Raw genomic sequence first — 22244 nt, forward strand, 5'->3', positions numbered from 1 at the left:
CAGTCGGCTAGTCGGTCGGCGTGGTCGCCACTGTTTCGAGCTTAGGGGTCACCACCTCGAACAGCGGCAGTGCGGCGGCGCCAAGCGCCGCGGTGTATTGCCCGGTCTGGCCGCGCACGACGCGCGGCAAGGCGCGGGCGCGGCGGCTGGCGACCGAGATCGGCAGCTGGCCCATGCGGTCGATCAGCTCGTCGATAATCGCGTCCGGCAGCATGCCGCCGAGGATCACCGTCTCCGGATCGAGAATGTTCTCGATCATCGCGATCATCGGCGCGAGATAGGTCGCGGCCTCGTCCATCCACTCGACGAGCACCGGGTGGCGTTCGCCGTGAAGGCGTTCGAGATCTGCGAAGTCGCAGTCTTCGATGCCGGCGTCGCACAGCCTCTCGCGCAACGCATAGGCCGAAGCGTAGCGCTCGAGGCAGCCGTGCTGGCCGCACGGACAGGCACGCCCGCGCGGCGCGACCACGACATGGCCGATTTCACCGGCGTTGCCGAAGGCGCCACGGAAGGGCACGCCGTCCTGGATCATGCCAAGGCCGATGCCGGCGCCGAAATAGATCATGGCAAAGCTGGAGATCGCGTGGCCGGCGCCGAACAGCCTTTCGCCGACGGCAGCCGCGTTGGCGTCGTTTTCCACCGTCACCGGTTCGCCGCAGGCTTCGCTCAGCAGGCTCGCCGCGTCGATGTCGGCCCAGCCGGGCAGGGTGGTCGGGCCGACAGAGGTCATGCCCTCGATCTCGAAAGGGCCGGGCATGACGACGCCGATGCCGAGCAGCGGTGCCTTGAAATCCCTGCGCACCGATTCGAGTTCGGACCTGATGTGCGCCACGACTTGCGGCGGGCTGGTGTCGCGCACGGGCGTGATGCGCTTGGACCGGGGCTGGCCGGAGAGGTCGAGGACCGTCGCCACCATGTGGTCGGAAGCGACTTCGATGCCCATCGTCATGGCGCCGTCGGGGTTGACCGCGAACTGGATCGGCGGCTGGCCGCGGCCGGAACGCAGGCGGCCGGTCTCCATCAACAGGTTTTCGCGGACCAGTTCGTCGACGATGTTGGCGATGGCTTGTGCCGTCAGATGCGTCAGCCGGGCGATGTGCATGCGTCCGAGCGAGCCGTTGCGGCGCACCACGTCGAGCACCACGCGCCGGTTGTGGTCGCGGCTGCGCTCCGGGTTCTTCCCCAAGGTGACCTGATGTGTGCTGCCCGGCTGAAACGCCATTTCGCTCATCCTGACCTGCTTCGCAAAATTGATAACGCGGAAGCGATCTTCATCGCAATAGATTAATTCAAGTAAATTATCTTATTGACAAACGCGCGCTGCCGGGGAACCGTAGGGGGAGGTATGCGGGGAGGATCCGCAGCTCGTTGGTGTCGGATGTGTCCGGGCGTGGTCCGCCTGCCTTTGATGACCCATGAATTCTAGGCGAGTGGCCCGCTTCTCGACTGCACGAGAAGAGCCGGGCCAAGGGGATAATGGTCGTCCGTGTCCGGACAATCCGGCGGGCGCTTTTTGGAGGCTAATATGCGCAAAGCAACCTTGTTTGCCGGACTGATCGCAGGTTTCAGCACGCTGGCAATGAACGCGGCCCAGGCCGTCGAGATCGAGTACTGGCAGTATGTCTTCGACACCCGCGTCAAGGCGATGGACCAACTCATCGACAATTTCCAAAAGGCCAATCCTGACATCACCGTCAAGCACACGACCTTCCCCTACGCCGACTACCAGACCCGCGTGATCGCGGCGAAGATGGGCGGGCAGGGCCCGGACGTCATGCAGCTGTTCTATGGCTGGCTCGACAAGTTCGTGGCCGGTGGCCTGCTGCAGCCGCTGCCGACCGATGCGTTCCCGCACGACAAGATCGAAGGCGAATTCTTCCCGATCGTCAGCGCCATGAAGCGCGGCGACGACTATTACGGCTTGCCGACGGCGGTTCGCTCGCTGGCGCTGTTCTACAACAAGAAGCTGTTCACCGAAGCCGGCCTCGATCCGGCCAACCCGCCCAAGACCCTCGACGAGTTCGTCGCAGCGGCTGAAAAGCTCACCAAGCGCGACGGCAGCGGCAACCTGATCGTCGCCGGCTCCACCCTCGACATGGGCGGCCAGGATCACCAGTGGTGGCGTGAAGTGCTGGTCCGCCAGTTCGGCGGCGAGCCGTACACCGACGGTGACCGCAAGGTGGCCTACAACACCGAGGCCGGCGAAAAGGCGCTCAAGTTCTACACCGACCTGCAGACCGAAAAGAAGATCGGCCAGGCCGGCTTCATGGACGAAGGCCAGGCGGCATTCCGCGCCGGCATGGCCGGCATGACCATCGACGGCACCTTCCGTCTCGGCGCCTTCAAGTCGATCGAGGGCTTCGAGTGGGGCGTGACCGAGCTTCCGGCCAATGCCGAGGGCGTGCGTTCGAACTATGCCAGCTACTTCGCCAACGGCATCAGCTCGAAGACCGAGGGCGAGAAGCTCGAGGCGTCCAAGAAGTTCCTTGCCTACATCTCCTCGCCCGAGGCCATGGATGTCTGGCTGAAGACCGTCGGCGAGCTGCCGGCGCGCCGCTCGGCCGCGATGACCGACGCCAACCTCGCCGACCCGATCTACGGTCCGTTCCTGAAGGGCCTGGAATACGCCCACACCACGATGTTCGTCGACGAGGCGGCCCAGCGCCAGAACACCATCGACATGGCCAACCGCATCCTGCTCGAAGGCCAGTCGGTGAAGGACTCGCTCGCCGCCGGCGCCGCCGCCGAGCAGGCGATCATCGACGGCGCGGCCAAGTAAGGCCGGGCATCAATGACTGTGGCAGCGGATAGACAGGGGGCGGCGGTGAGCCGCCCCGGCGGGACTTTCTGGGACCGCCGTTCCATGCGGACGAAGCGGCTGGTCTGGGTTTGGAGCTTCCTTGCCCTGCCCATCCTGTTCTATTCGGTCATCCGCTTTTACCCCACCATCGAGGCCTTCTGGCTCTCGCTGACCAACTGGGACCTTTTGAAGCCGCCACAGTTCATCGGGCTGGCGAACTACGAAAAGCTGTTTGCCGACCCGCAGTTCTGGAAGGTGTTCAAGAACACCTTCGCCTATCTCGTCATCGGCACGCCGATCAGCCTGCTGATCTCGTTCGTCATCGCGTTCTATCTCGACCGCGTGCGTGTCATGCACGGGCTGATCCGCGGCCTGTACTTCCTGCCCTACCTGACCACCGCGGCAGCGATGGCCTGGGTCTGGCGCTGGTTCTACCAGCCGGCGCCGATCGGGGTCATCAACAACGCGCTCGGCGTCATCGGCATCCCGCAGCAGCCGTTCATCCGTTCGGTCGACCAGGCGCTGCCGTCGATCATGGTCACTGCCATCTGGGCCGGTCTCGGCTTCCAGATCATCATCTTCATGGCTGGCCTGCGTTCGATCCCCAACACCTTCTACGAGGCCGCCCGCATCGATGGCCTTGGCGAATGGGCGATCCTGCGCAAGATCACGCTGCCGCTGCTGAAGCCGACCACCGTGTTCCTGGTGGTGTTTTCGTCGATCGGCTTCCTGCGCATCTTCGACCAGGTCTACAACATGACCACCAACGATCCGGGCGGGCCGCTCGGCTCGACCAAGCCGCTGGTCCTGATGATCTACCAGACCGCGTTCTCGTCCTACGCCATGGGTTATGCCGCCGCGCAGACGGTCGTGCTGTTCTCCATCCTGCTGTGCGTGTCGCTGTTGCAGCTGTGGATCCTGAGGGAAAAGAAATGAGCGCCGTCACCGAAACCCCGGCGCTGTCCCACGCCAATCTCCGCCCCGGCCGCATCGTCGCCTGGACGCTGCTGTTCATCGGCGGCCTGATCATGGTCACGCCGCTGGCCTTCATGTTCTCGACGTCGCTGAAGACGGCCGGCCAGGTCTATGACCTCCGCCTGATCCCCTCGGCGCCGACACTGCAGAACTACATCACCATCCTCTCCGACGGGCGCTTCGTGCGCTGGTTCATGAACTCGATGATCGTGGCGGTCGCCGTCACCGTCTCCAACGTGTTCTTCGACAGCCTCGTCGGCTACACGCTGGCCAAGTTCGAGTTCCGCGGCCGCTACTTCATCTTCCTCGCCATCCTGTCGACGCTGATGATCCCGACCGAGATGCTGGTCATCCCGTGGTACCTGATGTCGGCCAATCTCGGCTGGATCGACAGCTACTGGGGCATCATGTTCCCCGGCATGATGACGGCCTTCGGCACCTTCCTGATGAAGCAGTTCTTCGAGGGCGTGCCCAACGACTTCCTCGAGGCAGCGCGCGTCGACGGGCTCAACGAGTTCCAGATCTGGTGGAAGGTGGCGATGCCGCTGGTGACGCCCGCACTCTCGGCGCTCGCCATCTTCACTTTCCTCGGCAACTGGACGGCGTTCTTCTGGCCGCTGATCGTGACCACCAGCAAGGAGCTCTACACCCTGCCGGTCGGCCTCTCGAGCTTCGCCGTCGAACAGTCCATCCAGTGGGAAATGATCATGACCGGTGCGGCGATAGCTACCCTGCCGACGCTGATCGTCTTCCTCGTGCTCCAGCGCTACATCGTCCGCGGCGTCATGCTCGCCGGGCTCAAGGGATAAGACATGCCTGAACTGAACCCGAGGCTCTCCGACAAATCTGTCTTCCCCGATCCGGTCTACAAGGAAACGGTGCTGAAGCCGCTCTTCGACGGCGCCAAGAGCCACCATGTCGACGGCTTTCGCGCCATCGACCGCGCCCATCTGGTGATGCTGGTCGAGACCGGCATCCTCGACGCCAAGCAAGCCCAGGCGATCGCCGGGGCGCTGGAGGCGATCGACCGTGAAGTCGACCCGTCGAAGCTCGAATACACCGGCGAGGTCGAGGACTTCTTCTTCCTGATCGAGAAGGAACTGAAGGCACGTCTCGGACCCGACGTCGCCGGCCGCCTGCACACGGCGCGGTCGCGCAACGACATCGATCACACGCTGTTCAAGCTCGGCCTCAAGCAGCGCATCGATGCGCTGATGCTCAAGGCGCGGGCATTGCTGTTGGCGATGATCGACACCGCCGAGCGCGAGAAGGCAACGCTGGTCGTCGCCTATACCCACGGCCAGCCGGCGCAGCCCTCGACCTTCGGCCACTATCTGTCGGCTGCCATCGAGGTGCTGGTCCGTGACATCGAGCGCTTTGAAGAGGCGCGGAAAATCGTCGACCTGTCGCCGATGGGCGCTGCCGCTATCACCACTTCGGGTTTCCCGATCGATCGCCAGCGCGTCGCCGACCTGCTTGGATTTGCTGCGCCGCTGCGCAATTCCTACAGCTGCATCGCCGCGTCCGACTACATCACCTCGACCTATTCGGCCATCGAACTGATGTTCCTGCATCTCGGCCGCCTGATCCAGGACTTCCAGTTCTGGACCGCCTTCGAGGTTGGCCAGATCTATGTGCCCAACGCCTTCGTGCAGATCTCGTCGATCATGCCGCAGAAGCGCAATCCGGTGCCGATCGAGCACATGCGCCATCTCGCCAGCCAGACCATGGGGCGTGCCCGCACGGTGCTGAACGTCATCCACAACACGCCGTTCACCGACATGAACGACAGCGAGGGCGAGACGCAGTCGATGGGCTATGAGGCGTTCACCGCCGCTGGCCGCGTGCTCGATCTGCTCGCCGCCTTTGTCGCCGCGATCAAGATCGATCCGGAGCGGGTGGCAGACAATATCCGCCGCTCCTGCATCACCATCACCGAGCTTGCAGATTCGCTGGTCCGCATCGAAGGCCTGTCGTTCCGCGAGGCGCACGAGATCGCGGCGACCGTCGCCAGGTCTGTGGTGGCCGCCGGTGGCGGGCTCGCCAAGGACGGCTACGGCCCGTTCCTCGACGCCTTCAGGCATTCGACAGGGCGCGATCCTTCCTTCGGCCGGGACAAGTTCGAAGAGATCGTTTCGCCCGAGCATTTTGTCGCCGTGCGCGGCCGTTTCGGCGGTCCGGCGCCGGAACCGATGGCCGAGGCGCTGGGCGTCTACAGGAACAAGGCGGCGGCGCTCGAAGCCGCCGCGAACGAACACGCCGGGCACGAGGCGAAGGCCGCGAAACAACTCGACGAAAAATTCAAGGCACTGGCGGGAGCGCTCTGATGGCGACGATCGAACTTGAAAAGCTGGTCAAGCGCTACGGCAAGGTGGAGGTTGTCCAGGGTATCGACCTTGAGATCGCCGACGGCGAATTTGTCGTGTTCGTCGGGCCGTCCGGTTGCGGCAAGTCGACCACGTTGCGCATGATCGCCGGCCTGGAAGATATCTCGGGTGGCAATCTGAAGATCGACGGCGAGGTGGTCAACGAGCGCGAGCCCAAGCAGCGCAACATCGCCATGGTGTTCCAGAACTACGCCATCTATCCGCATCTGACGGTGCGCCAGAACATCGGCTTCGGGCTCTACACCTCGAAGCTGTCGAAGGCCGAGAAAGACCAGCGCATCGAGGAGGCCGGCAAGATCCTCGGCCTGGAAAAGTATCTCGACCGTCGTCCGGCGGCGTTGTCGGGCGGTCAGCGCCAGCGCGTCGCCATCGGCCGCGCCATGGTGCGCAACCCGTCGGCTTTCCTGTTCGACGAACCGCTGTCCAATCTCGACGCCCAGCTGCGCGCACAGATGCGCATCGAGATCAAGCGGCTGCACCAGAAGCTCAAGACGACGACCGTCTACGTCACCCACGACCAGGTCGAGGCGATGACCATGGCCGACCGCATCGTGGTGATGAGGGACGGCCACATCCTGCAGGTGGGCACGCCGACCGATCTCTACGAAAATCCGGTCGATGTGTTCACGGCGCGCTTCATCGGCAGCCCGTCGATGAATCTCGTGCCGGGCCACAAGAACGGCAAGGGCGTCGAGCCCTCGGTGGGCGGCGACCTCCTGATCGGCATACGTCCGCACGAACTGACGGCGGCCATCGAAAAGGCCGAGGGCGGGCTCGAGCTCACCGGCACGGTGACGGCGGTCGAACCACTCGGGCCGGAAACGCTCGTGCATCTCGACGTCGACGGCAATGCGGTGATCGCCACGGCGCCCGGCAAGTTCATTCCCGCTCCCGGCAGCATGCTGACCTGCCGCGCCGCGCCCGGCAGCCTCTATCTGTTCGACGCCAAGACCGAAAAGAGCCTGGGCCGTCTATGACATCGGGAAATGCCACGCGACCGGCGGTGCTCAGCATCGGGCGGATTTACTGCGATCTCATCTTCACCGGGCTGGCCTCGCTGCCGGAGCCGGGACGGGAGGTGTTCGCCCAGGACATGAAGATGGCTGCCGGCGGCGGCGCCTTCATAGCAGCCGCGCACATGGCCCATGCCGGGCGGCAGGTTGCGCTCGTGGCGCGGCTCGGCACGGACGCGCTCTCACGCGGCATCGAGCCGGAGTTGCGCGGCGCCAATGTCGACCTGCGCTTCCTCGAGCAATCGCCGGGCGCCGGGCCGCAGGTGACCGTGGCCTCCGTCATCGGCAACGACCGCGCCTTCCTGTCGCGACGCGCCGGGCCAGCGCTTCCGGCAACGCTGGACGAAGCCCTCGGCTGGGCAGCTGCGGGCCATCTCCACATCGCCGAATACGCCACGCTGCATGAAATCCCCGGTCTCGTCAGCCGTGCCAAGGCCAAGGGACTGACGGTGTCGCTCGACCCGAGCTGGGACGAGACCCTGATCTACGAGGCCGACCTGCTGGACCGCTGCGAAGGCGTCGACATCTTCCTGCCCAACATGGAGGAAGCGACGGCGATCACCCGTGAGAACGATCCCGTGGCGGCAATCGCCATGCTGTCGGAAGCGTTTCCGGTTGTCGCGCTCAAGGCCGGTGGCGACGGCGCATGGCTGAAGTCGCAAGGGCAGCTCCTGCACAAGCGTGCGGAAGTGGTGCCGGTCATCGACACGACAGGCGCCGGAGACGCTTTCAACGCCGGTTTCATCGACGCCTGGCTTGCCGGCGGATCCGATGAGGCCTGCCTTGCCGCGGGCATCACCTATGGCAGCCTCGCCGTGCAGGCGGCTGGAGGCTCGGCGATCCTGCGACAGCCACCGGCGCGCGCGGCGGGTTGAGCCGGCCGGTCGGTGTGGTGGCCCGGCCGTTGACCTTTACGCCGCCTTCCCGACGGTCTCGGCGACGAACATCGGTCCGCCCTTATGGGCCGGGAAGCCGTAGCCGTTGATCATCACCAGATCGATGTCGCCGGCGCTTGCGGCGATGCCTTCGGCAAGCAAGGCCTTGCCCTCGTCGGCCATCGCCTTGAGCAGGCGGCCGACTATTTCCTCCCGGCTGAAGTTGCGCGGCGCGATGCCCCTGGCCGCGCGTGCAGCCGCAATCAGGGCCGTGACCTCCGGGTCGACGACCTTGTCGCCAGTGGAGTAGTCGTACCAACCCTTGCCGGTCTTGCGGCCGAAGCGTCCAGCCTCGCACAGCCTGTCGGCGATTTCGACATAGCGCGCGCCTGGATCGCGGGTCGCCGCCTGCCGCTTGCGCCGGGCCCAGGCGATTTCCAGCCCGGCCATGTCGTTGACGGTGAAGATGCCCATCGGGAAGCCATAGGCTTCGAGCGCCGCATCCACCTGTTCGGGCTGGGCGCCGTCCTCGACCATGTATTCGGCTTCGCTGCGGTAGGCCGAATAGATGCGGTTGCCGATGAAGCCTTCGGTCACGCCGCAGACGACCGCCAGCTTGCCCAGGCGCTTGGCAAAGGCGAGCGCACTGGCCAGCACATCGCGTGCGGTCGCCTTGCAATCGACGACCTCGACCAGGCGCATGATGTTGGCCGGGGAAAAGAAGTGCAGGCCGACGACGCGGTCGGGCCGCGCTGTCGCGGCGGCGATCAGGTCGGGGTCGAGGTAGCTGGTGTTGGTGGCGAGGATGGCGTCGGGCCGGACGATGCCGTCGAGACGCTGGAACAGCTCGGTCTTGACGGTGAGATCGTCGAACACCGCCTCGATAACGAGATCGGCCGCGGCCAGCGCGTTGGCGTCGGCGGCAACCTCGAGCCGTGCCAGGCAAGCGTCGCGGACGGCGGCTGAGAGGCGGCCCGACTGCACGGATTTGTCGAGTGTCGCGGCGATGCGCTCGCGTCCTTTGACGGCTGCGTCCGCAGTCTGCTCCACGCCGATGACGCGACAGCCGGCGATGAGCGTGGCCACCGCGATGCCGGTACCCATCAGGCCGGTGCCAACGATGCCGACGGTTTCGATCTTGCGCGGCGCTATGCCTTCCAGCTTGTCGGCCTTGCCGGCGGATCGTTCGGCAAAGAACACGTGGCGCAGCGCTGCCGCCTCCTGCGAGTCGCGCAGCCGGATGAAGGTGGCGCGTTCATCGGCGAGGCCGGACTTGAGGTCGACATCGCCGGCAAGCCTGACCAGGCGGACAGCTTCGGCGGGCGCGGCCTGACCGCGCGCCTTGGCGAGCACCTTCTTTGCCGCCGCTTCGACAGCCAGGGGGTCGGCGACCGGCACCGCAATCATGCCCGTACGGCGCAGCGGCGCGGCCGCCATGGCCCGTATCAGGGCGGCGGCGGTGGCGGGGTCTTCAGAGACGCCGTCGACGAGGCCGAGCGCAAGCGCCTCCTCGGCCCTGATCGTGCGGCCGCTGCCGATCAGGTCGATGGCGGCGACAGGGCCGATCAGGCGCGGCAGGCGCTGGGTGCCGCCGGCGCCCGGCACGATGCCGAGCTTGACCTCGGGCATGCCGAAGGCGGCCTTTTCGCCGGCGATGCGGCCGTGGCAGGCGAGCGCTATCTCGCAGCCGCCGCCAAGGGCCGCGCCGTTGATCGCGGCGATGACCGGCTTGCTGAAGCTTTCGATGCGGTCGATGACTTCCGGCAAGGTCGGCCCGACCGGCGGCTTGCCGAATTCCTTGATGTCGGCGCCGCCGACGAAGGTGCGTCCGGCTCCGGTAATCACCACGCCGGCCACCATGCCGTGCGCCGCGGCGTGATCGAGCGCCGCGATCAGGCCCTGCCTGACATCAGCCGAGATGGCATTGACCGGCGGATTGTCGATGGTGACGACGAGGACGCTGTCCTTGATGCTGCCGGTGACACTCTCAGAAAACCGCGTCGCGCTCATGCAATTCTATTCCGGTATTACAGCTGTGGCCTGGATCTCGATCTTTGCGCGATCCTCGACCAGAGCCACCACCTGCATCGCCGCCATCGCCGGGAAATGCCGTCCGATGACGTCGCGATAGGCCTGGCCGAGACCGCGCAGGTTTTGCGTATATTCCTGTTTGTCGGTGAAGTACCAGGTCATTGACGTGATGTGGTGCGGTTCGGCGCCGCCGGCCTTCAGCACTGCGACCACATTCTCCAGCGTCTGGCGGACCTGGCCGACGAAATCGTCGGTCTCGAATTCGCAATTGCCGTTCCAGCCGATCTGGCCGCCGACGAAGATCGTGCGGCCTGTTGCGGCGACGCCATTGGCATAGCCGATCGGCTTGGTCCAGCCCTCAGGCTGCAGAACTTCATGCATCGGTCGTCTCCAGATGATTTTCGAGGGCGGCGCGGAGGTCGTCCGGCCATGCAGTCGATTTGTGCGTGTCGAGCGAGGTCGCAACGACGCTGTGGCTGGCGCTCCAGAGGAGGACGTTTCCCGCCGAGATCTTGTGCTCCAGGTCGAGCGAAGAGCGGCCCACCCGCCGCACCGAAAGCTCGAAATCGAGCATGTCGCCATGGAAGCCCGGATGAACGAAGGTGAGGTCGAGCCGGACAGTCGGCGTGCCGATGCGCCGCTCGGCGACGAGCTGCCTCCACGGTGCGCCAACGGAAGCGAAAAACTCCTCCAGAACTCCGACGAGGATGTTCAGATAGGACGGGAAGTAGGCGATCCCTGAGGGATCGCAGTCCCCGAAACGCAACGGTCGGCTGGTGTGGAAGGTCATGGCCTGTCCCTCACTTCGCGGCCTTCATCAGCTCGCGGCCGATGATCAGCTTCTGCACCTCGGTGGCGCCTTCATAGATGCGCAGCGCCCGGATTTCGCGGTAGAGCCGCTCGGTGATCTCGCCGACGCGCACGCCGCGGCCGCCGAACAGCTGCAACGCCTGGTCGATGACCCACTGGGCGTTTTCGGTCGCCGTCATCTTTGCCATCGCGGCCTCGCGGGTGATCGGCAGTTTCTGCACGTCGCGCCGCCAGGCCGTGCGCACGGTCAGCAGCGATGCCGCGTCGATGGCCGTTGCCATCTCGCCCAGCGTGCTCTGCGCGGTCGGCAAGTCGGACAGCGTCGCCCCGAACATCTTTCGCGACTTGGCGTGGGCGACCGCTTCATCGAGCGCGCGGCGGGCGAAGCCGATTGCCGCCGCCGCCACCGAGGGCCGAAAAATGTCGAGCGTGCGCATGGCAATTTTAAAACCTTCGCCGGGCTCGCCCAGAAGCTGCGTGGCCGGGATGCGGCAATTGTCGAAGCGCACCCGCGCCAGCGGATGCGGCGCAATGGTCTCGATGCGCTCGGCGATCGACAAGCCCGGCGTGTCGGCATAGACGACGAAGGCCGAGATGCCGCGCGTGCCCGGGGCTTCGCCGGTGCGGGCAAAGACCGTGTAGACGTCGGCGATGCCGCCATTGGAGATGAAGATCTTCTCGCCGTCGAGCACATAGGTGTCGCCGTCGCGGCGGGCAGCGGTGGCCATGGCCGCAACGTCGGAGCCGGCGTCCGGCTCGGTCAGCGCAAAGGCCGAGATCAGTTCGCCGCGGGCGATCTTCGGCAGGATGGCCTGCTTGAGCTCGGTGGTGCCGGACAGGCTGATGGCGCCGGTGCCCAGGCCCTGCATGGCGAAGGCGAAGTCGGCGAGGCCGTCGGCATAGGCCAGCGTCTCGCGGATCAGGCACAGCGAACGGCTGTCGATTTCGTCCGACGCGCCGCCGAAGGCTGCAGGCACGCAGTTGCGCAGGATGCCGGCATTGCCGAGCGCCTTCACCAGCCTCCTGCAGGCCGCGTCGGCATCGGCATGGTCGATCTCGCCCAGCCCGCCCTTGGCGATGAAGCCGTCAAGCTCGGCCGCGAGCGCACGGTGGCTGTCGGCGAAGAACGGCCAGTCGAGGTGGTCGCGGGCAGGCGCAATGGTCGGCATCAAATGCGCGGCCATGGTTCAGTTCCCCTTGAATTCGGGCTTGGCCTTGGCGGCAAACGCCTCGAAGGCGCGGCGGAAGTCGCCGGTCGCCATGCAGATCGCCTGGGCCTGCGCTTCGGACTCGATGAGCTGGTCGATGCCCATCGCCCATTCCTGGTCGAGCATCTTCTTGGTCATGGCATGGGCGAACCACGGACCGTCGGCGATCGTCCGGGCGAATTTCTGCGCTTCGGCGAGAAGCGCGCCGCGCTCGTGCAGCGCGTTGTAGAAACCCCAGGCATGACCTTCGCTGGCCGTCATGGCGCGGCCGGTGAACAGGAGTTCGGCGGCGCGGCCCTGGCCGATGATGCGCGGAAGAATGCCGCAAGCGCCCATGTCCGCACCCGCCAGGCCGACGCGGGTGAACAGGAAGGCTGTCTTGGCTTCGGGTGTGGCTACGCGGAAGTCGGCGGCCATGGCGAGGATCGCGCCGGCGCCGGCGCAGATGCCGTCGACCGAGGCGATGACCGGTTGCGGACAGGTGCGGATCTGGCGCACCAGGTCGCCGGTCATGCGGGTGAAGTCGAGCAGATCAGGCATCGACATGCGCGTCAGCGGCTCGATGATGTCGAACACGTCGCCGCCCGAGGAGAAGTTGTTCTCGGCCCCGGTCAGCACCACGGCGCGCACGTCGCTGGCGCGCGCCAGCGACCGGAACAGATCCGTCAGCTCTTCATAGCTTTCGAAGGTCAGCGGGTTTTTCTTCTCGGGGCGGTTGAGCGTGATGGTGGCAACTCGACCGTCGGCATCCGTCTCAAACAGGAAGTGCTTGGCCTTGTGGTCCTTGAACGGACGCTTCTTGTCCTGCATCGGATTGGTCATTGTCATCCTCCCAAAATCTCGCCGCCGGCGACTGGTATCGCCTGGCCTGTGATCGCGGTGGCTTTTTCCGAGGCGAGCCAGAGCACGGTGTCGGCCACTTCCTGTGGCGTCACCAGCCGCCCCTGCGGGTTGGCGCGGGCGAGCGTAGCACGCGCCTCTTCATTCGTGCGTCCGGTCTTGCCGGTGATGGTTTCCACGGCATTGTCGAGCAGCGGCGTGTCGGTGAAACCGGGGCAGACCGCATTGACGGTGACGTCGGTGCGAGCGAGTTCCAGCGCCAGCGCGCGGGTCAGGCCGACGACGCCATGCTTGGAGGCGCAATAGGCCGAGACGTACGCATAACCGGTCAGGCCGGCGGTGCTGGCGATATTGACGATCCGGCCGTTGCCGGCGCGCTTGACCGAGGCAAGAGCTGCCTGTGTGACCAGGAACGTGCCGGTGAGATTGATGCCTATCACCCGGCTCCATAGCGCAAGATCGGTCTTGTCGAATGGCGCGGAGGGTGCTTCTCCGGCACAATTGACCAACACGGCAATGTCGCCTGCCTGGGCAATCGCCTTGGCGACGCCTGTCTCAACCGACTGCGCATCAGTGACGTCGAAGCCGTCGAGCACGAAGGCTTCGCCGCCCGCAGCGGCAATCTCGTCGCGAACGGCCTCCAGCGGCGGCGCCCGCCGTCCGCACAGGCTGACGCGATGGCCGCAAGCTGCCAGCGCAACGGCGATGGCGCGGCCGATGCCGCTGCCGGCACCGGTGACAAGGGCGTGGCGCCCATTCTTGCGCTGATCGCTCACGCCTTGCCTGCCGGGGCCGCTGTGGCGGCGCGCGCCAGGTTGTTCACATATTGCGCCCGGGCCGAATGATACTGCTTCGGCCAGGCTTGCTCGGCATAGCCGATCTTCGCCGCCTCATGCATGACGAAGGACGGGTCGGCGAGATGCGGGCGGGCAACCGCGCAGAGATCGGCGCGGCCGGCGGCGATGATCGAGTTGGCGTGATCGGCTTCCGAGATCGCACCCACAGCAATGGTCGGCACCTGGATCTCGTTGCGGATCTTGTCGGAGAAGGGCGTCTGGAACAGACGACCGTAGACCGGCTGCTCTTCCTTCACCACCTGGCCCGACGAGCAGTCGATCATGTCGGCGCCGGCATCCTTGAACATCCCGGCGAAGATCGCCGCATCCTCGGGCGTGTTGCCACCTTCGTACCAGTCGTGCGTCGAGAGGCGCACCGAGATCGGCTTGTCTTCAGGCCAGACGGCGCGGATGGCGCGGAACACTTCGAGCGGATAGCGCGCCCGGTTCTCGTGGCTGCCGCCATACTCGTCGTCACGCAGATTGGTCAGCGGAGACAGGAAGGAGGACAGCAGGTAGCCGTGGGCGGCGTGCAGTTCGAGGATGTCGAAACCGAGGTCGCGGGCGCGTTCCGTGGCGCTGACGAAATCGGCAAGCACACGATCCATGTCCTCGCGGGTCATGGCGCGCGGCATGTCCGAATGCTTGAGATAGGGCAGGGCGGAGGCCGAGATCAGTGGCCAGCCATCGTTCTCGACCGGCTGGTCGATGCCTTCCCAGGCGAGCTTGGTCGCCCCCTTGCGGCCGGCATGGCCAATCTGGATACCGATCTTGGCCTGGGTCTGGTTATGGACGAAATCGACCATGCGCTTGAAGGCCTGCGCCTGCTCGTCGTTCCACAGGCCCAGGCAGCCCGGCGTGATCCGCGCGTCCGGCGACACGCAGGTCATCTCGGGGAACACCAGCGCCGCACCGCCCATGGCGCGCGCGCCGATATGGACGAGGTGGAAATCGTCGGGCACTCCGTCGGTCGCCGAGTACATCGCCATCGGCGACATCACGATGCGGTTCTTCAGCGTCAGGCCGCGGATCGTGAACGGCGTGAACATCGGCGGCGGCACCGAGCCGTTGGGCGCGGGATCGACGCCGGCGCGCTCGGCGAACCAGCGCTCGAAACCTTCCAGCCAGTCCTTGTCGCGCAGGCGCAAATTCTCGTGGCTGATGCGCTGCGAGCGCGTCAGCATCGAATACATGAACTGCTCGGGTTCGAGCGTGTCGGCGTAACGCGTGCCGACGACCTCGAACCACTCCATGGCGTTGCGCGCCGCGTTCTGGATGCGGGCGACGTCGACGCGGCGAACTTCCTCATAGGCTTGGAGCACGGCCGGGATGCTGGCCTTGTCGTGGCCGATGATGTCGAACTGGCGGGTCAGCTCGATGGCGTCGTCGATGGCGAGCTTGGTGCCCGAGCCGATAGCGAAATGGGCGGTGTGGGCGCTGTCGCCCATCAAGACGACGTGGCTTTGGCCATTGAAATGGCTCCACTTGTCGCAGATCAGGCGGCCGAAATTCAGCCAGGCCGAGCCGCGCAGGTGGCGCGCATTGGTCATCAGCTTGTGGCCATCGAGCGTTCCGGCAAACAGCTTCTCGCAAAAGGCGATGGACTGGTCCTGGTCCATCTCGTCGATGCCGTGCGCCTTGAACACGTCGTCGGTTGTTTCGACGATGAAGGTCGAGGTGTTCTCGTCGAAGCGGTAGATATGGGCCTGGAACCAGCCGTGTTCGGTTTTTTGGAAGTCGAAGGTGAAGGCGTCGAAACGCTTGTCGGTGCCGAGCCAGATGTAGCGGTTGGGCCGCATCACCATGTCGGGCTTGAAGATGTCTGCGTATTTGTGGCGGATGCGCGAGTTCACCCCGTCGGCGGAGATGATCAGGTCGGCATCCGGAAAATCCTGGTCGCCCTGAGCATCGGTTTCGAACACCAGCTCGACGCCGAGTTCGAGGCAGCGCTCCTGCAGGATGTTGAGCATCTTCTTGCGGCCGATGCCGACGAAGCCGTGGCCGGTGGTGCGGATCTTGCGGCCCTTGAACACCAGCTCGATGTCGTCCCAGTGATTGAAGGCGACTTCGATGGTCTCGGCGGTCGCCGGGTCCCACTGGCGCATCGACTGCATTGTGGCATCGGAGAAGACCACGCCCCAGCCGAAGGTGTCGAAGGGACGGTTGCGCTCGACGACGGTGACATGGTGTTCGGGGTGCTGCTTCTTCATCAAAAGCGCGAAATAGAGCCCGGCTGGTCCGCCACCGATACAGACAATCCGCATGCCGTTCTCCTCCCGCGGTTTGCGCAGGTCCGGGCAGGGGGCGCCCGACCTTGATCGCCAGGGCACCATGAACGGGTTTCAAAAAAACTTCAAGCTTAAAGTTATTTTCCACCGGGCATGAGAATACCCCGCTGCCGGCAATGAACGCAGGCGACGACGGGGCTGAGCGCGGGGTGGCTCGGAGCCGGTCTGATTGCGTTATCGGGAAAGGATGCTCACGGTATCGGTGACCTCGGCATAGCCGAACGCGAGCGACGCCATGACGGCGTCATGAACCTGGGCTGCGGCAACCGTCTGGCCGTTGAATTCGAGGTCGCGGGTGGCACAGGCGTCGTGAACAACCGTCGTCTTGTAGCCGAAGTCGGCTGCGGCGCGGCTGGCGCCTTCGACGCACATGTGGCTCATCGCACCGACGATGACCACTTCCTCGATGCCCTTGGCATCAAGCGTTGCCTTGAGGTCGGTTTCGCGAAACGAGTTGACGTAATTCTTGGTGATGACCTTTTCGCCGTCGGCCGGCTGTACCGCGGCGTTGATCTCGATGCCTGCGGTGCCGGGCGCGAAGATCGGCGCGTCCGCCGCCTTTGACAGGTGACGGACATGGATGACGGCATCGCCCTTGGCGCGCGCGGCCTCGATCACGCGGGCGGCGTTTTCAGTTGCCTGCTCGATGCCGACGAGCGGCATCCTGCAGCCGGGAAAATATTCGTTCTGGATGTCGATGGCGATCACCGCGCGCTTGCTCATATCCCTGATGCCTTTGCTGTGTGGGGAAATGTTGCACCGAAGATGCGATGGATTATGGTGAGCATCAATTGGCGATATCGACATAAACAGGGGTGATTTCGACAAATGACGACAGGCGAGGTCATCGAGATCGGATTGCTGCTCTATCCGGGCGCGCAACTGTCGGCGGTGCTCGGCATGACCGATCTTTTCGAACTGGCCAACCGCACCGCCGTTCGCAAGAGCCGCGCCGCAGCGCCCAACCAACTGCGTGTCAGCCATTGGCGCGCCGAGCACTTGGAGCAGGCGCCGGTTCGTGTGTTCGACAGCCATCCAGGCGCGCCGGGCGTGCCGGCGGTCTATGTCGCGCCGCCGGCCCTGGGTGATCCGATAGCGCCAGAAGTTGCGGCTCCTGTCGCCGGCTGGCTGCGCCAGCGCCATGCTGCCGGCGGGGTGCTGGCGTCGGTCTGCGCCGGGGCTTTCGTGCTCGGCGAAACCGGGCTCTTGGCCGGGCGGGCGGTGACGACGAACTGGGTCTATGACGAGGCGTTCCGGCTGCGCTTTCCCGAGGCGAGGCTCGACACCGACAGGCTGCTCATCGACGACGGCGACATCATCACCGCCGGCAGCCTGATGGCCTGGACCGACCTGGGCCTCAGGCTGGTCGACCGCTTCCTGGGCTCGACCGTGATGATCGAGACTGCGCGGGTGCTGGCGCTCGATCCGCCCGGACGCGAGCAGCGCTACTACAGTGCCTTTGCGCCCCGGCTAAGCCATGGCGACGCGGCCATCCTCAAGGTCCAGCACTGGCTGCAGGCGAGCGAGGGCAGGGATTTCAGTCTCGCCACCCTGGCTGGGCTCGCGGGGCTGGAGGAACGCACCTTCCTGCGCCGTTTCCAGAAGGCGACCGGGCTGACGACGACCGAATACGGCCAGCGCCTGCGCGTCGGCAAGGCACGCGAACTGCTGCAGTTCACCGCGCAGTCGGTCGACAAGGTCGCCTGGGAGGTCGGCTATGGCGACGCCGGCGCGTTCCGAAAGGTGTTCACGCGCATCGTCGGCCTGACACCGAGCGACTACCGGGGCAGGTTCAGGGCATAGACGGTCGCCCGCTGGCCTATGCGCCTTTGCCGAGCGAGGCGACGATCGAGCGCTTGAGCTTGGCGAGTTCGTCGAGCAGGACCGCGCTGTCGTGTGCCCCCAGGCCGCCGAACAGGTCGGCGATCCAGTCGCCATGGGCGGCGGCCATCTTTTCGAACTCGGCGCGCCCGAACGGGGTCAGCGCGATGATCTGGACGCGACGGTCGGTGGGCGAGGTCGTGCGGCTGATGTGGCCGCTTTCGGCGAGCCGTTCGACCAGAACGGTGATGTTGCCGGGCGAGACCATCATGCGCTTGGAAACCTCTCCAAGTACCATTCCGTCCTTTGCCCTTTCGAGCTGCGCCATCAGGTCGAAGCGCGGCAGGGTCGAATCGAACTCCTCGCGCAGGCGTCGCCGCACTTCGGTCTCGACCAGCGTCGAGCAGGTCAGCAGGCGCAGCCACAGGCGCAGTTCGGCGCCATGGTCGCCGGGAGCCTCCAGCACCTTGGTTTCGCCGTCGACCCATTCGGTCGCAATCTCGTTCGTCTTGTCCTGCTCAGGCGTCATCTGGCGGTCATTCCTCACTCCCGCGGCCCGGCATGAGACGTGCCGGCCCGAACAGCTTTTGTAGTGCCGTTTCGTTCGGTCGTACAAGCTTGAAATATTCAAGGCTCGGGGATGCCGCCGGCCAGCACGGTGGCATAGGCCGTCGCGTCGATGTTGCCGCCCGAAATGACGCAAACGACGTTGCCGATTGCATGCTCGCTTGTGATGGCCGCCGCGAGCGATGCTGCGCCGGCGCCTTCGGCGACGATCTTGGCCTTGGAAAACAACAGCCGCATCGCTTCGGTCACTTGGTCGAGACTGACTGTCACGGCGCCGTCGACCAGCTCACGCGCCACCGGCCAGAGTTGCGGCACGAGCGATGGCCCGCCGATGCTCTTGATGAAGGAGGGGCGTGTTTCGATGTCGACGATACGGCCGGCGGCAAGTGCTGCCGTCACCGGCGCGGCGTTCTCGTCCTCGACGGCGAAAATCTTTGCCTGTGGCTTGAGGGTCTTCACCGCGCTGGCGACGCCCGTGGTCATGCTGCCGCCGCCATAGGGCGCAAGCACCACGTCGACCTCGGGAAGGTCCTCGATGATTTCCATGCCGATGGTGCCGTTGCCCGCAAGCACGGCCTGGTCGGTCACCGGGTTGATCAGCAGCTCCGGGAAATCCGGGCGATCGGCGCCGATGATGTACTGCCACCATGTCTCCATGGAGATGAAGCGGACCTCGCCGCCGAGGCGGCGGACGCCTGATATCTTGGTCTGCGGCGCGCCTGAATACATGTAGGCGGCCATCGGCACGCCAAGCCTGTTGGCGGCCCAGGCCATGCCATAGGCCATGTTGCCGGAGCTGGTGGTGGCCACGCCATTGGCGAGGGCATCCGCATCACGCGAAAGCAGCGCGTTGAGCGCCGGCCTGAGCTTGAACGCCCCGATGGGCGACAGCGTTTCGAGCTTGAGGAAGATCTGCCGGTCGGGCAGGCCGAGATCGAGCCGCACAAGCGGCGTGCGCGGCATGTAGGGGGCGATGCGGCTGCGGGCTGCGGCTATCTCCGAAATGGTCGGGCGACGAGGCGCGTTCACTCTGCTGCCGTCCGCGATTTCAGCGAGCCGGCGCGGGCAGCATGCCTGTTGCCGCTCTTGTCTTCGGTGTGGACATAAACGTGCACGGTGTAGCCGATGTGGTCCGCCATCAAAGCTTTTGCCTTGTCGAAATTCCGGTCGAGCGCCGCTTCCATCAGCGCCGTGTGCGGGCCGATGGACTGGGCTTCCTGCAGTGCCGCCATCGCCTCTTCGTAGCCGTCCTTTTGTCCCTCGGCGGCGCGCAACGTCGGTGCCAGCCCGAGAAAGCGATGATGCCTGCGCAACTGGTCGGAAATGGTCGAGCGAAAGCGCAGCAACCAGTTCGAATCTGCAGCGCTCAAAAGCGCCGAGTGAAACGCTTCATGCCGTTCGTCCCATGCGTCGACGGCTTCGTCCGAAGGGTCTTCGACGGCGGTCTTGCAGCGCGACAGGCGATAATGGGCGGTGACGACAGCGCTTTCCCATTCGCTGTCGCCCTTTTCCATGGCCTCAACAAGCAACGGGATTTCAACGACCATGCGCGCTCGTGCGAGGTCTTCGAGCTCTCCGCGCGATACCGGGGCAACGGCAAAGCCGCGATTGGAAATCGCGGTCACCAGGCGCTCGGCCTCGAGCCGCGACAGAGCTTCGCGCAGCGGCGTCCAGCCGACGCCATAGGCGGTGCGGAGCGCGCTCAACTTGAGCGGGGCTCCAGGCAGCAGTCGCGTTGTCAGAATATCGCGTCGCAGCAGCCGGTAGGCCGCTTCGGTCTTGGTGGAGTGCTCGTCGTCCTGCATCGCTGTCCATCCGTGTCTGCTGCAAAAATTATATATCATGGGAGCGCGTGGCAAGAATTATATATAATGTTTGACAGACCTCTCGGGACTGCTCATGATTGTCCCATGCTGCCGTTCAGGGGAGCGGTGCTTGTCAATCTGGGAGGAATAGATGAGAAATTTGAAGTCCGGTCTGATGTCGGGCCTGGTTCTCGCTGGCGCGCTCGCTGTCAGCCTTGGTGCCGCCGTCGCTGACCCGATCAAGATCGGCATCGCCAATTTCGGCGAGCACCCGCAACTCAACGCTGCTGTCGCCGGCTTCAAGAAGGCGCTGGCCGACAATGGCTATGTCGAAGGCAAGGACGTCGTCTTCACCGAAAGCCATACCAATTTCGATGCGTCGCTGGTTCCCCAGATGATCGCCAAGCTTCAGGCCGAACAGCCGAAGCTGATGTACACCGTCACCACCCCGGTGTCGCAGATCGCCAAGAAGGCGCTCGCCGGTTCGGGCATCAATATCGTCTTTTCCGCCGTGACCGACCCGGTCGCCGCCAAGCTGGTCCCGTCGTGGGAAGCTGGCGATGAAGGCATGACCGGGGCAACCGATCTGCAGGACGTCAAGGCGGTGATGGAATTCACCAAGAAGCTTTTGCCGAACGCCAAGCGTTTCGGCGTGCCGTACAATCCGGGCGAAGCCAATGACGTCGCGCTGGTCGAGAAGATCAAGGAAGCAGCACCTGCCGCAGGCTTCGAAGTGGTTGAAGTCGGCATCGACAACGTCAACGACATCCAGCAGCGCATCGCCTCGCTGGCTGGCAAGGTCGACGTGATCTACGGCCCGACCTCGAACCTGATCCAGCCGGCGATCCCGGCAGTGTCGGCTGCGGCGCGCCAGGCGGGCATCCCGGTCGTCAATGCCGACGACAACGCCGTGCGCGACGGTGTCGTGCCGGCAAGCTTCGCCGTCAACTACGAGCAGGTTGGCGTCAACGCCGGCAAGATCGCTGCCGAAATCCTCAAGGGCAAGGACCCCAAGACCATCGCGCCTTCGCGTCCGGCCTATGAGGACCATGCCGCGCTGATCTCGAAGAAGGCGATGGCGGCATTCGGCATCGAAATCCCGGCTTCGCTCGCCGAGTGCGGCTGCATCGTCGACTGATCCTCGATCTTCTTCAAACGAGACGACGGCGTCATGGACGCCGTCGTCGTCCTCGGGAGGGACGGATGCTCGAAATCCGATCTGCGCGTAAAGTCTTCTACAAGGGCCAGGCTGACGAAAAAGTCGCGCTGGACGATCTCAATCTCAAACTGGCGACCGGCGAGTTCGGCGTCGTCATCGGCTCCAACGGCGCGGGCAAGAGCAGCATGCTCAATGCCATCTCGGGCGCCCTGGTCCTCGACTCCGGCAAGATACTGATCAATGGCGACGACGTGACCGACACTCCGGTCCATACCCGCGCCATGCGCCTGGCCCGCGTCTTCCAGGATCCGATGAAGGGCACGGCCGCCTCGATGACGGTCGCCGAAAACATGCTGCTTGCCGATCTGCGCAGCAAGAAGCGCACCCTGCGCCAAGGCCTCAACGCCAGGCGCATGGCCGAATATAAGGAGCGCCTCGCGCTGCTTGGCCTCGGCCTGGAAAATCGGCTCGACACCCGCGTCGAACTGCTGTCGGGCGGCCAGCGCCAGTCGCTGTCGCTGATCATGGCGGTTGGCGGTCAGCCCGATGTTCTCTTGCTGGACGAACACACCGCTGCGCTCGACCCGCGCACCGCCGACATCGTCATGCAGGCCACCGTTCGCGCCGTCGAAGCGCTCAAGCTCACCACGCTGATGGTGACCCACAACATGCAGCACGCCGTCGATTTCGGACACAGCGTCATCATGCTCGACGCTGGCAAGCTTCGGCTCGAGATCTCCGGCGAGGAAAAGGCCAACGTCACGGTCGTCGACCTGATCGGCCATTTCTCCGTGAAAACCGACCGCATGCTGCTGGCGAGCTGATCATC

At 65.0% G+C, this 22244-nt stretch carries 21 protein-coding genes; 9 read left to right on the forward strand and 12 right to left on the reverse strand.

Translation table 11 applies throughout. From position 1 onward, the window contains the following. Positions 1-7: 7 nt before the first annotated feature. A complete protein-coding gene (locus PCJ21_RS19430; RefSeq protein WP_442866050.1) occupies positions 8-1222 on the reverse strand; it encodes an ROK family protein in 1215 nt (404 codons plus the stop codon). Positions 1223-1525: 303 nt separating this feature from the next. Here PCJ21_RS19430 and PCJ21_RS19435 point away from each other — a divergent pair, with 303 nt between their 5' ends. The 6 genes from PCJ21_RS19435 to PCJ21_RS19460 are packed head-to-tail and all read left to right on the forward strand — an operon-like array spanning position 1526 to position 8050. Further along, positions 1526-2779, forward strand: a complete 1254-nt coding sequence (locus PCJ21_RS19435; RefSeq protein ID WP_269933085.1) for an extracellular solute-binding protein — start codon at positions 1526-1528, stop codon at positions 2777-2779. A 12-nt stretch (positions 2780-2791) separates the two neighbouring features. Further along, entirely contained in the window at positions 2792-3736 is a 945-nt protein-coding gene (locus tag PCJ21_RS19440) for a carbohydrate ABC transporter permease (RefSeq protein ID WP_269933086.1), read from the forward strand. Beyond that, positions 3733-4584, forward strand: a complete 852-nt coding sequence (locus PCJ21_RS19445) for a carbohydrate ABC transporter permease (RefSeq protein WP_269933087.1) — start codon at positions 3733-3735, stop codon at positions 4582-4584. Before PCJ21_RS19440 ends, PCJ21_RS19445 begins: the two co-directional genes overlap by 4 nt. Before the next feature lie 3 nt (positions 4585-4587). Next, positions 4588-6102 carry an argininosuccinate lyase gene (argH, locus tag PCJ21_RS19450; protein ID WP_269933088.1) on the forward strand — a complete coding sequence of 505 codons (1515 nt, stop codon included), beginning with the start codon at positions 4588-4590 and terminating at the stop codon, positions 6100-6102. After that, complete coding sequence (locus tag PCJ21_RS19455) at positions 6102-7139, forward strand: ABC transporter ATP-binding protein (RefSeq protein ID WP_269933089.1); 1038 nt, start codon at positions 6102-6104, stop codon at positions 7137-7139. Before argH ends, PCJ21_RS19455 begins: the two co-directional genes overlap by 1 nt. Then, positions 7136-8050 (forward strand): carbohydrate kinase family protein, encoded by a 915-nt coding sequence (locus PCJ21_RS19460; RefSeq protein ID WP_269933090.1) that lies wholly within the window; start codon positions 7136-7138, stop codon positions 8048-8050. Before PCJ21_RS19455 ends, PCJ21_RS19460 begins: the two co-directional genes overlap by 4 nt. A 36-nt stretch (positions 8051-8086) precedes the next feature. On the opposite strand, the gene PCJ21_RS19465 is transcribed toward PCJ21_RS19460, so the two are convergent. From PCJ21_RS19465 to PCJ21_RS19500, 8 genes are all read right to left on the reverse strand, one after another. After that, positions 8087-10060 carry a 3-hydroxyacyl-CoA dehydrogenase NAD-binding domain-containing protein gene (locus PCJ21_RS19465; protein WP_269933091.1) on the reverse strand — a complete coding sequence of 658 codons (1974 nt, stop codon included), beginning with the start codon at positions 10058-10060 and terminating at the stop codon, positions 8087-8089. A 6-nt stretch (positions 10061-10066) separates the two neighbouring features. Beyond that, on the reverse strand, positions 10067-10462 hold the full coding sequence (locus PCJ21_RS19470; RefSeq protein WP_269933092.1) for a RidA family protein: 396 nt from the start codon (positions 10460-10462) through the stop codon (positions 10067-10069). Next, positions 10455-10871: an acyl-CoA thioesterase gene (locus tag PCJ21_RS19475; protein WP_269933093.1), complete on the reverse strand. Its 417-nt coding sequence runs from the start codon at positions 10869-10871 to the stop codon at positions 10455-10457. The genes PCJ21_RS19470 and PCJ21_RS19475 overlap by 8 nt, the downstream gene beginning before the upstream one ends. A 10-nt stretch (positions 10872-10881) precedes the next feature. Continuing rightward, positions 10882-12075, reverse strand: coding sequence for an acyl-CoA dehydrogenase family protein (locus tag PCJ21_RS19480; RefSeq protein ID WP_269933094.1), 1194 nt, complete (start codon positions 12073-12075; stop codon positions 10882-10884). Between the two features lie 3 nt (positions 12076-12078). Beyond that, positions 12079-12921, reverse strand: a complete 843-nt coding sequence (locus PCJ21_RS19485; RefSeq protein ID WP_442866051.1) for an enoyl-CoA hydratase family protein — start codon at positions 12919-12921, stop codon at positions 12079-12081. 2 nt (positions 12922-12923) lie between these two features. Next, positions 12924-13715, reverse strand: coding sequence for an SDR family NAD(P)-dependent oxidoreductase (locus PCJ21_RS19490; RefSeq protein ID WP_269933096.1), 792 nt, complete (start codon positions 13713-13715; stop codon positions 12924-12926). Beyond that, entirely contained in the window at positions 13712-16039 is a 2328-nt protein-coding gene (locus PCJ21_RS19495; RefSeq protein WP_269933097.1) for a bifunctional salicylyl-CoA 5-hydroxylase/oxidoreductase, read from the reverse strand. Before PCJ21_RS19495 ends, PCJ21_RS19490 begins: the two co-directional genes overlap by 4 nt. A 198-nt stretch (positions 16040-16237) precedes the next feature. Beyond that, complete coding sequence (locus tag PCJ21_RS19500; RefSeq protein WP_269933098.1) at positions 16238-16786, reverse strand: cysteine hydrolase family protein; 549 nt, start codon at positions 16784-16786, stop codon at positions 16238-16240. Positions 16787-16891: 105 nt separating this feature from the next. On the opposite strand from PCJ21_RS19500, the gene PCJ21_RS19505 reads away from it, so the two are divergent. Beyond that, entirely contained in the window at positions 16892-17866 is a 975-nt protein-coding gene (locus PCJ21_RS19505; RefSeq protein WP_269933099.1) for a GlxA family transcriptional regulator, read from the forward strand. 16 nt (positions 17867-17882) lie between these two features. On the opposite strand, the gene PCJ21_RS19510 is transcribed toward PCJ21_RS19505, so the two are convergent. The 3 genes from PCJ21_RS19510 to PCJ21_RS19520 all read right to left on the reverse strand — a co-directional run bounded on the left by PCJ21_RS19510 (position 17883) and on the right by PCJ21_RS19520 (position 20256). Beyond that, positions 17883-18413, reverse strand: a complete 531-nt coding sequence (locus PCJ21_RS19510) for a MarR family winged helix-turn-helix transcriptional regulator (protein ID WP_269933100.1) — start codon at positions 18411-18413, stop codon at positions 17883-17885. Positions 18414-18511: 98 nt separating this feature from the next. Continuing rightward, positions 18512-19480, reverse strand: a complete 969-nt coding sequence (locus tag PCJ21_RS19515) for a threonine ammonia-lyase (RefSeq protein ID WP_269933101.1) — start codon at positions 19478-19480, stop codon at positions 18512-18514. Further along, positions 19477-20256, reverse strand: coding sequence for a GntR family transcriptional regulator (locus PCJ21_RS19520; RefSeq protein WP_269933102.1), 780 nt, complete (start codon positions 20254-20256; stop codon positions 19477-19479). The genes PCJ21_RS19515 and PCJ21_RS19520 overlap by 4 nt, the downstream gene beginning before the upstream one ends. Before the next feature lie 151 nt (positions 20257-20407). On the opposite strand from PCJ21_RS19520, the gene PCJ21_RS19525 reads away from it, so the two are divergent. Beyond that, complete coding sequence (locus PCJ21_RS19525; RefSeq protein ID WP_269933103.1) at positions 20408-21394, forward strand: ABC transporter substrate-binding protein; 987 nt, start codon at positions 20408-20410, stop codon at positions 21392-21394. Positions 21395-21459: 65 nt separating this feature from the next. Next, positions 21460-22239 carry an ABC transporter ATP-binding protein gene (locus tag PCJ21_RS19530; protein WP_269933104.1) on the forward strand — a complete coding sequence of 260 codons (780 nt, stop codon included), beginning with the start codon at positions 21460-21462 and terminating at the stop codon, positions 22237-22239. Positions 22240-22244 lie beyond the last annotated feature (5 nt).

This window comes from Aminobacter sp. HY435 (assembly GCF_027568395.1).
Classification (GTDB): domain Bacteria; phylum Pseudomonadota; class Alphaproteobacteria; order Rhizobiales; family Rhizobiaceae; genus Aminobacter.

Coding starts and splice junctions, on each gene's coding strand:
- argH (WP_269933088.1), top strand. CDS start 4,588: ATGCCTGAACTGAACCCGAGGCTCTCCGACAAATCTGTCTTCCCCGAT.
- PCJ21_RS19480 (WP_269933094.1), bottom strand. CDS start 12,075: ATGGCCGCGCATTTGATGCCGACCATTGCGCCTGCCCGCGACCACCTC.
- PCJ21_RS19525 (WP_269933103.1), top strand. CDS start 20,408: ATGAGAAATTTGAAGTCCGGTCTGATGTCGGGCCTGGTTCTCGCTGGC.
- PCJ21_RS19435 (WP_269933085.1), top strand. CDS start 1,526: ATGCGCAAAGCAACCTTGTTTGCCGGACTGATCGCAGGTTTCAGCACG.
- PCJ21_RS19505 (WP_269933099.1), top strand. CDS start 16,892: ATGACGACAGGCGAGGTCATCGAGATCGGATTGCTGCTCTATCCGGGC.
- PCJ21_RS19520 (WP_269933102.1), bottom strand. CDS start 20,256: ATGCAGGACGACGAGCACTCCACCAAGACCGAAGCGGCCTACCGGCTG.
- PCJ21_RS19430 (WP_442866050.1), bottom strand. CDS start 1,222: ATGGCGTTTCAGCCGGGCAGCACACATCAGGTCACCTTGGGGAAGAAC.
- PCJ21_RS19470 (WP_269933092.1), bottom strand. CDS start 10,462: ATGCATGAAGTTCTGCAGCCTGAGGGCTGGACCAAGCCGATCGGCTAT.
- PCJ21_RS19440 (WP_269933086.1), top strand. CDS start 2,792: ATGACTGTGGCAGCGGATAGACAGGGGGCGGCGGTGAGCCGCCCCGGC.
- PCJ21_RS19530 (WP_269933104.1), top strand. CDS start 21,460: ATGCTCGAAATCCGATCTGCGCGTAAAGTCTTCTACAAGGGCCAGGCT.
- PCJ21_RS19465 (WP_269933091.1), bottom strand. CDS start 10,060: ATGAGCGCGACGCGGTTTTCTGAGAGTGTCACCGGCAGCATCAAGGAC.
- PCJ21_RS19485 (WP_442866051.1), bottom strand. CDS start 12,921: ATGACCAATCCGATGCAGGACAAGAAGCGTCCGTTCAAGGACCACAAG.
- PCJ21_RS19500 (WP_269933098.1), bottom strand. CDS start 16,786: ATGAGCAAGCGCGCGGTGATCGCCATCGACATCCAGAACGAATATTTT.
- PCJ21_RS19445 (WP_269933087.1), top strand. CDS start 3,733: ATGAGCGCCGTCACCGAAACCCCGGCGCTGTCCCACGCCAATCTCCGC.
- PCJ21_RS19495 (WP_269933097.1), bottom strand. CDS start 16,039: ATGCGGATTGTCTGTATCGGTGGCGGACCAGCCGGGCTCTATTTCGCG.
- PCJ21_RS19510 (WP_269933100.1), bottom strand. CDS start 18,413: ATGACGCCTGAGCAGGACAAGACGAACGAGATTGCGACCGAATGGGTC.
- PCJ21_RS19455 (WP_269933089.1), top strand. CDS start 6,102: ATGGCGACGATCGAACTTGAAAAGCTGGTCAAGCGCTACGGCAAGGTG.
- PCJ21_RS19475 (WP_269933093.1), bottom strand. CDS start 10,871: ATGACCTTCCACACCAGCCGACCGTTGCGTTTCGGGGACTGCGATCCC.
- PCJ21_RS19460 (WP_269933090.1), top strand. CDS start 7,136: ATGACATCGGGAAATGCCACGCGACCGGCGGTGCTCAGCATCGGGCGG.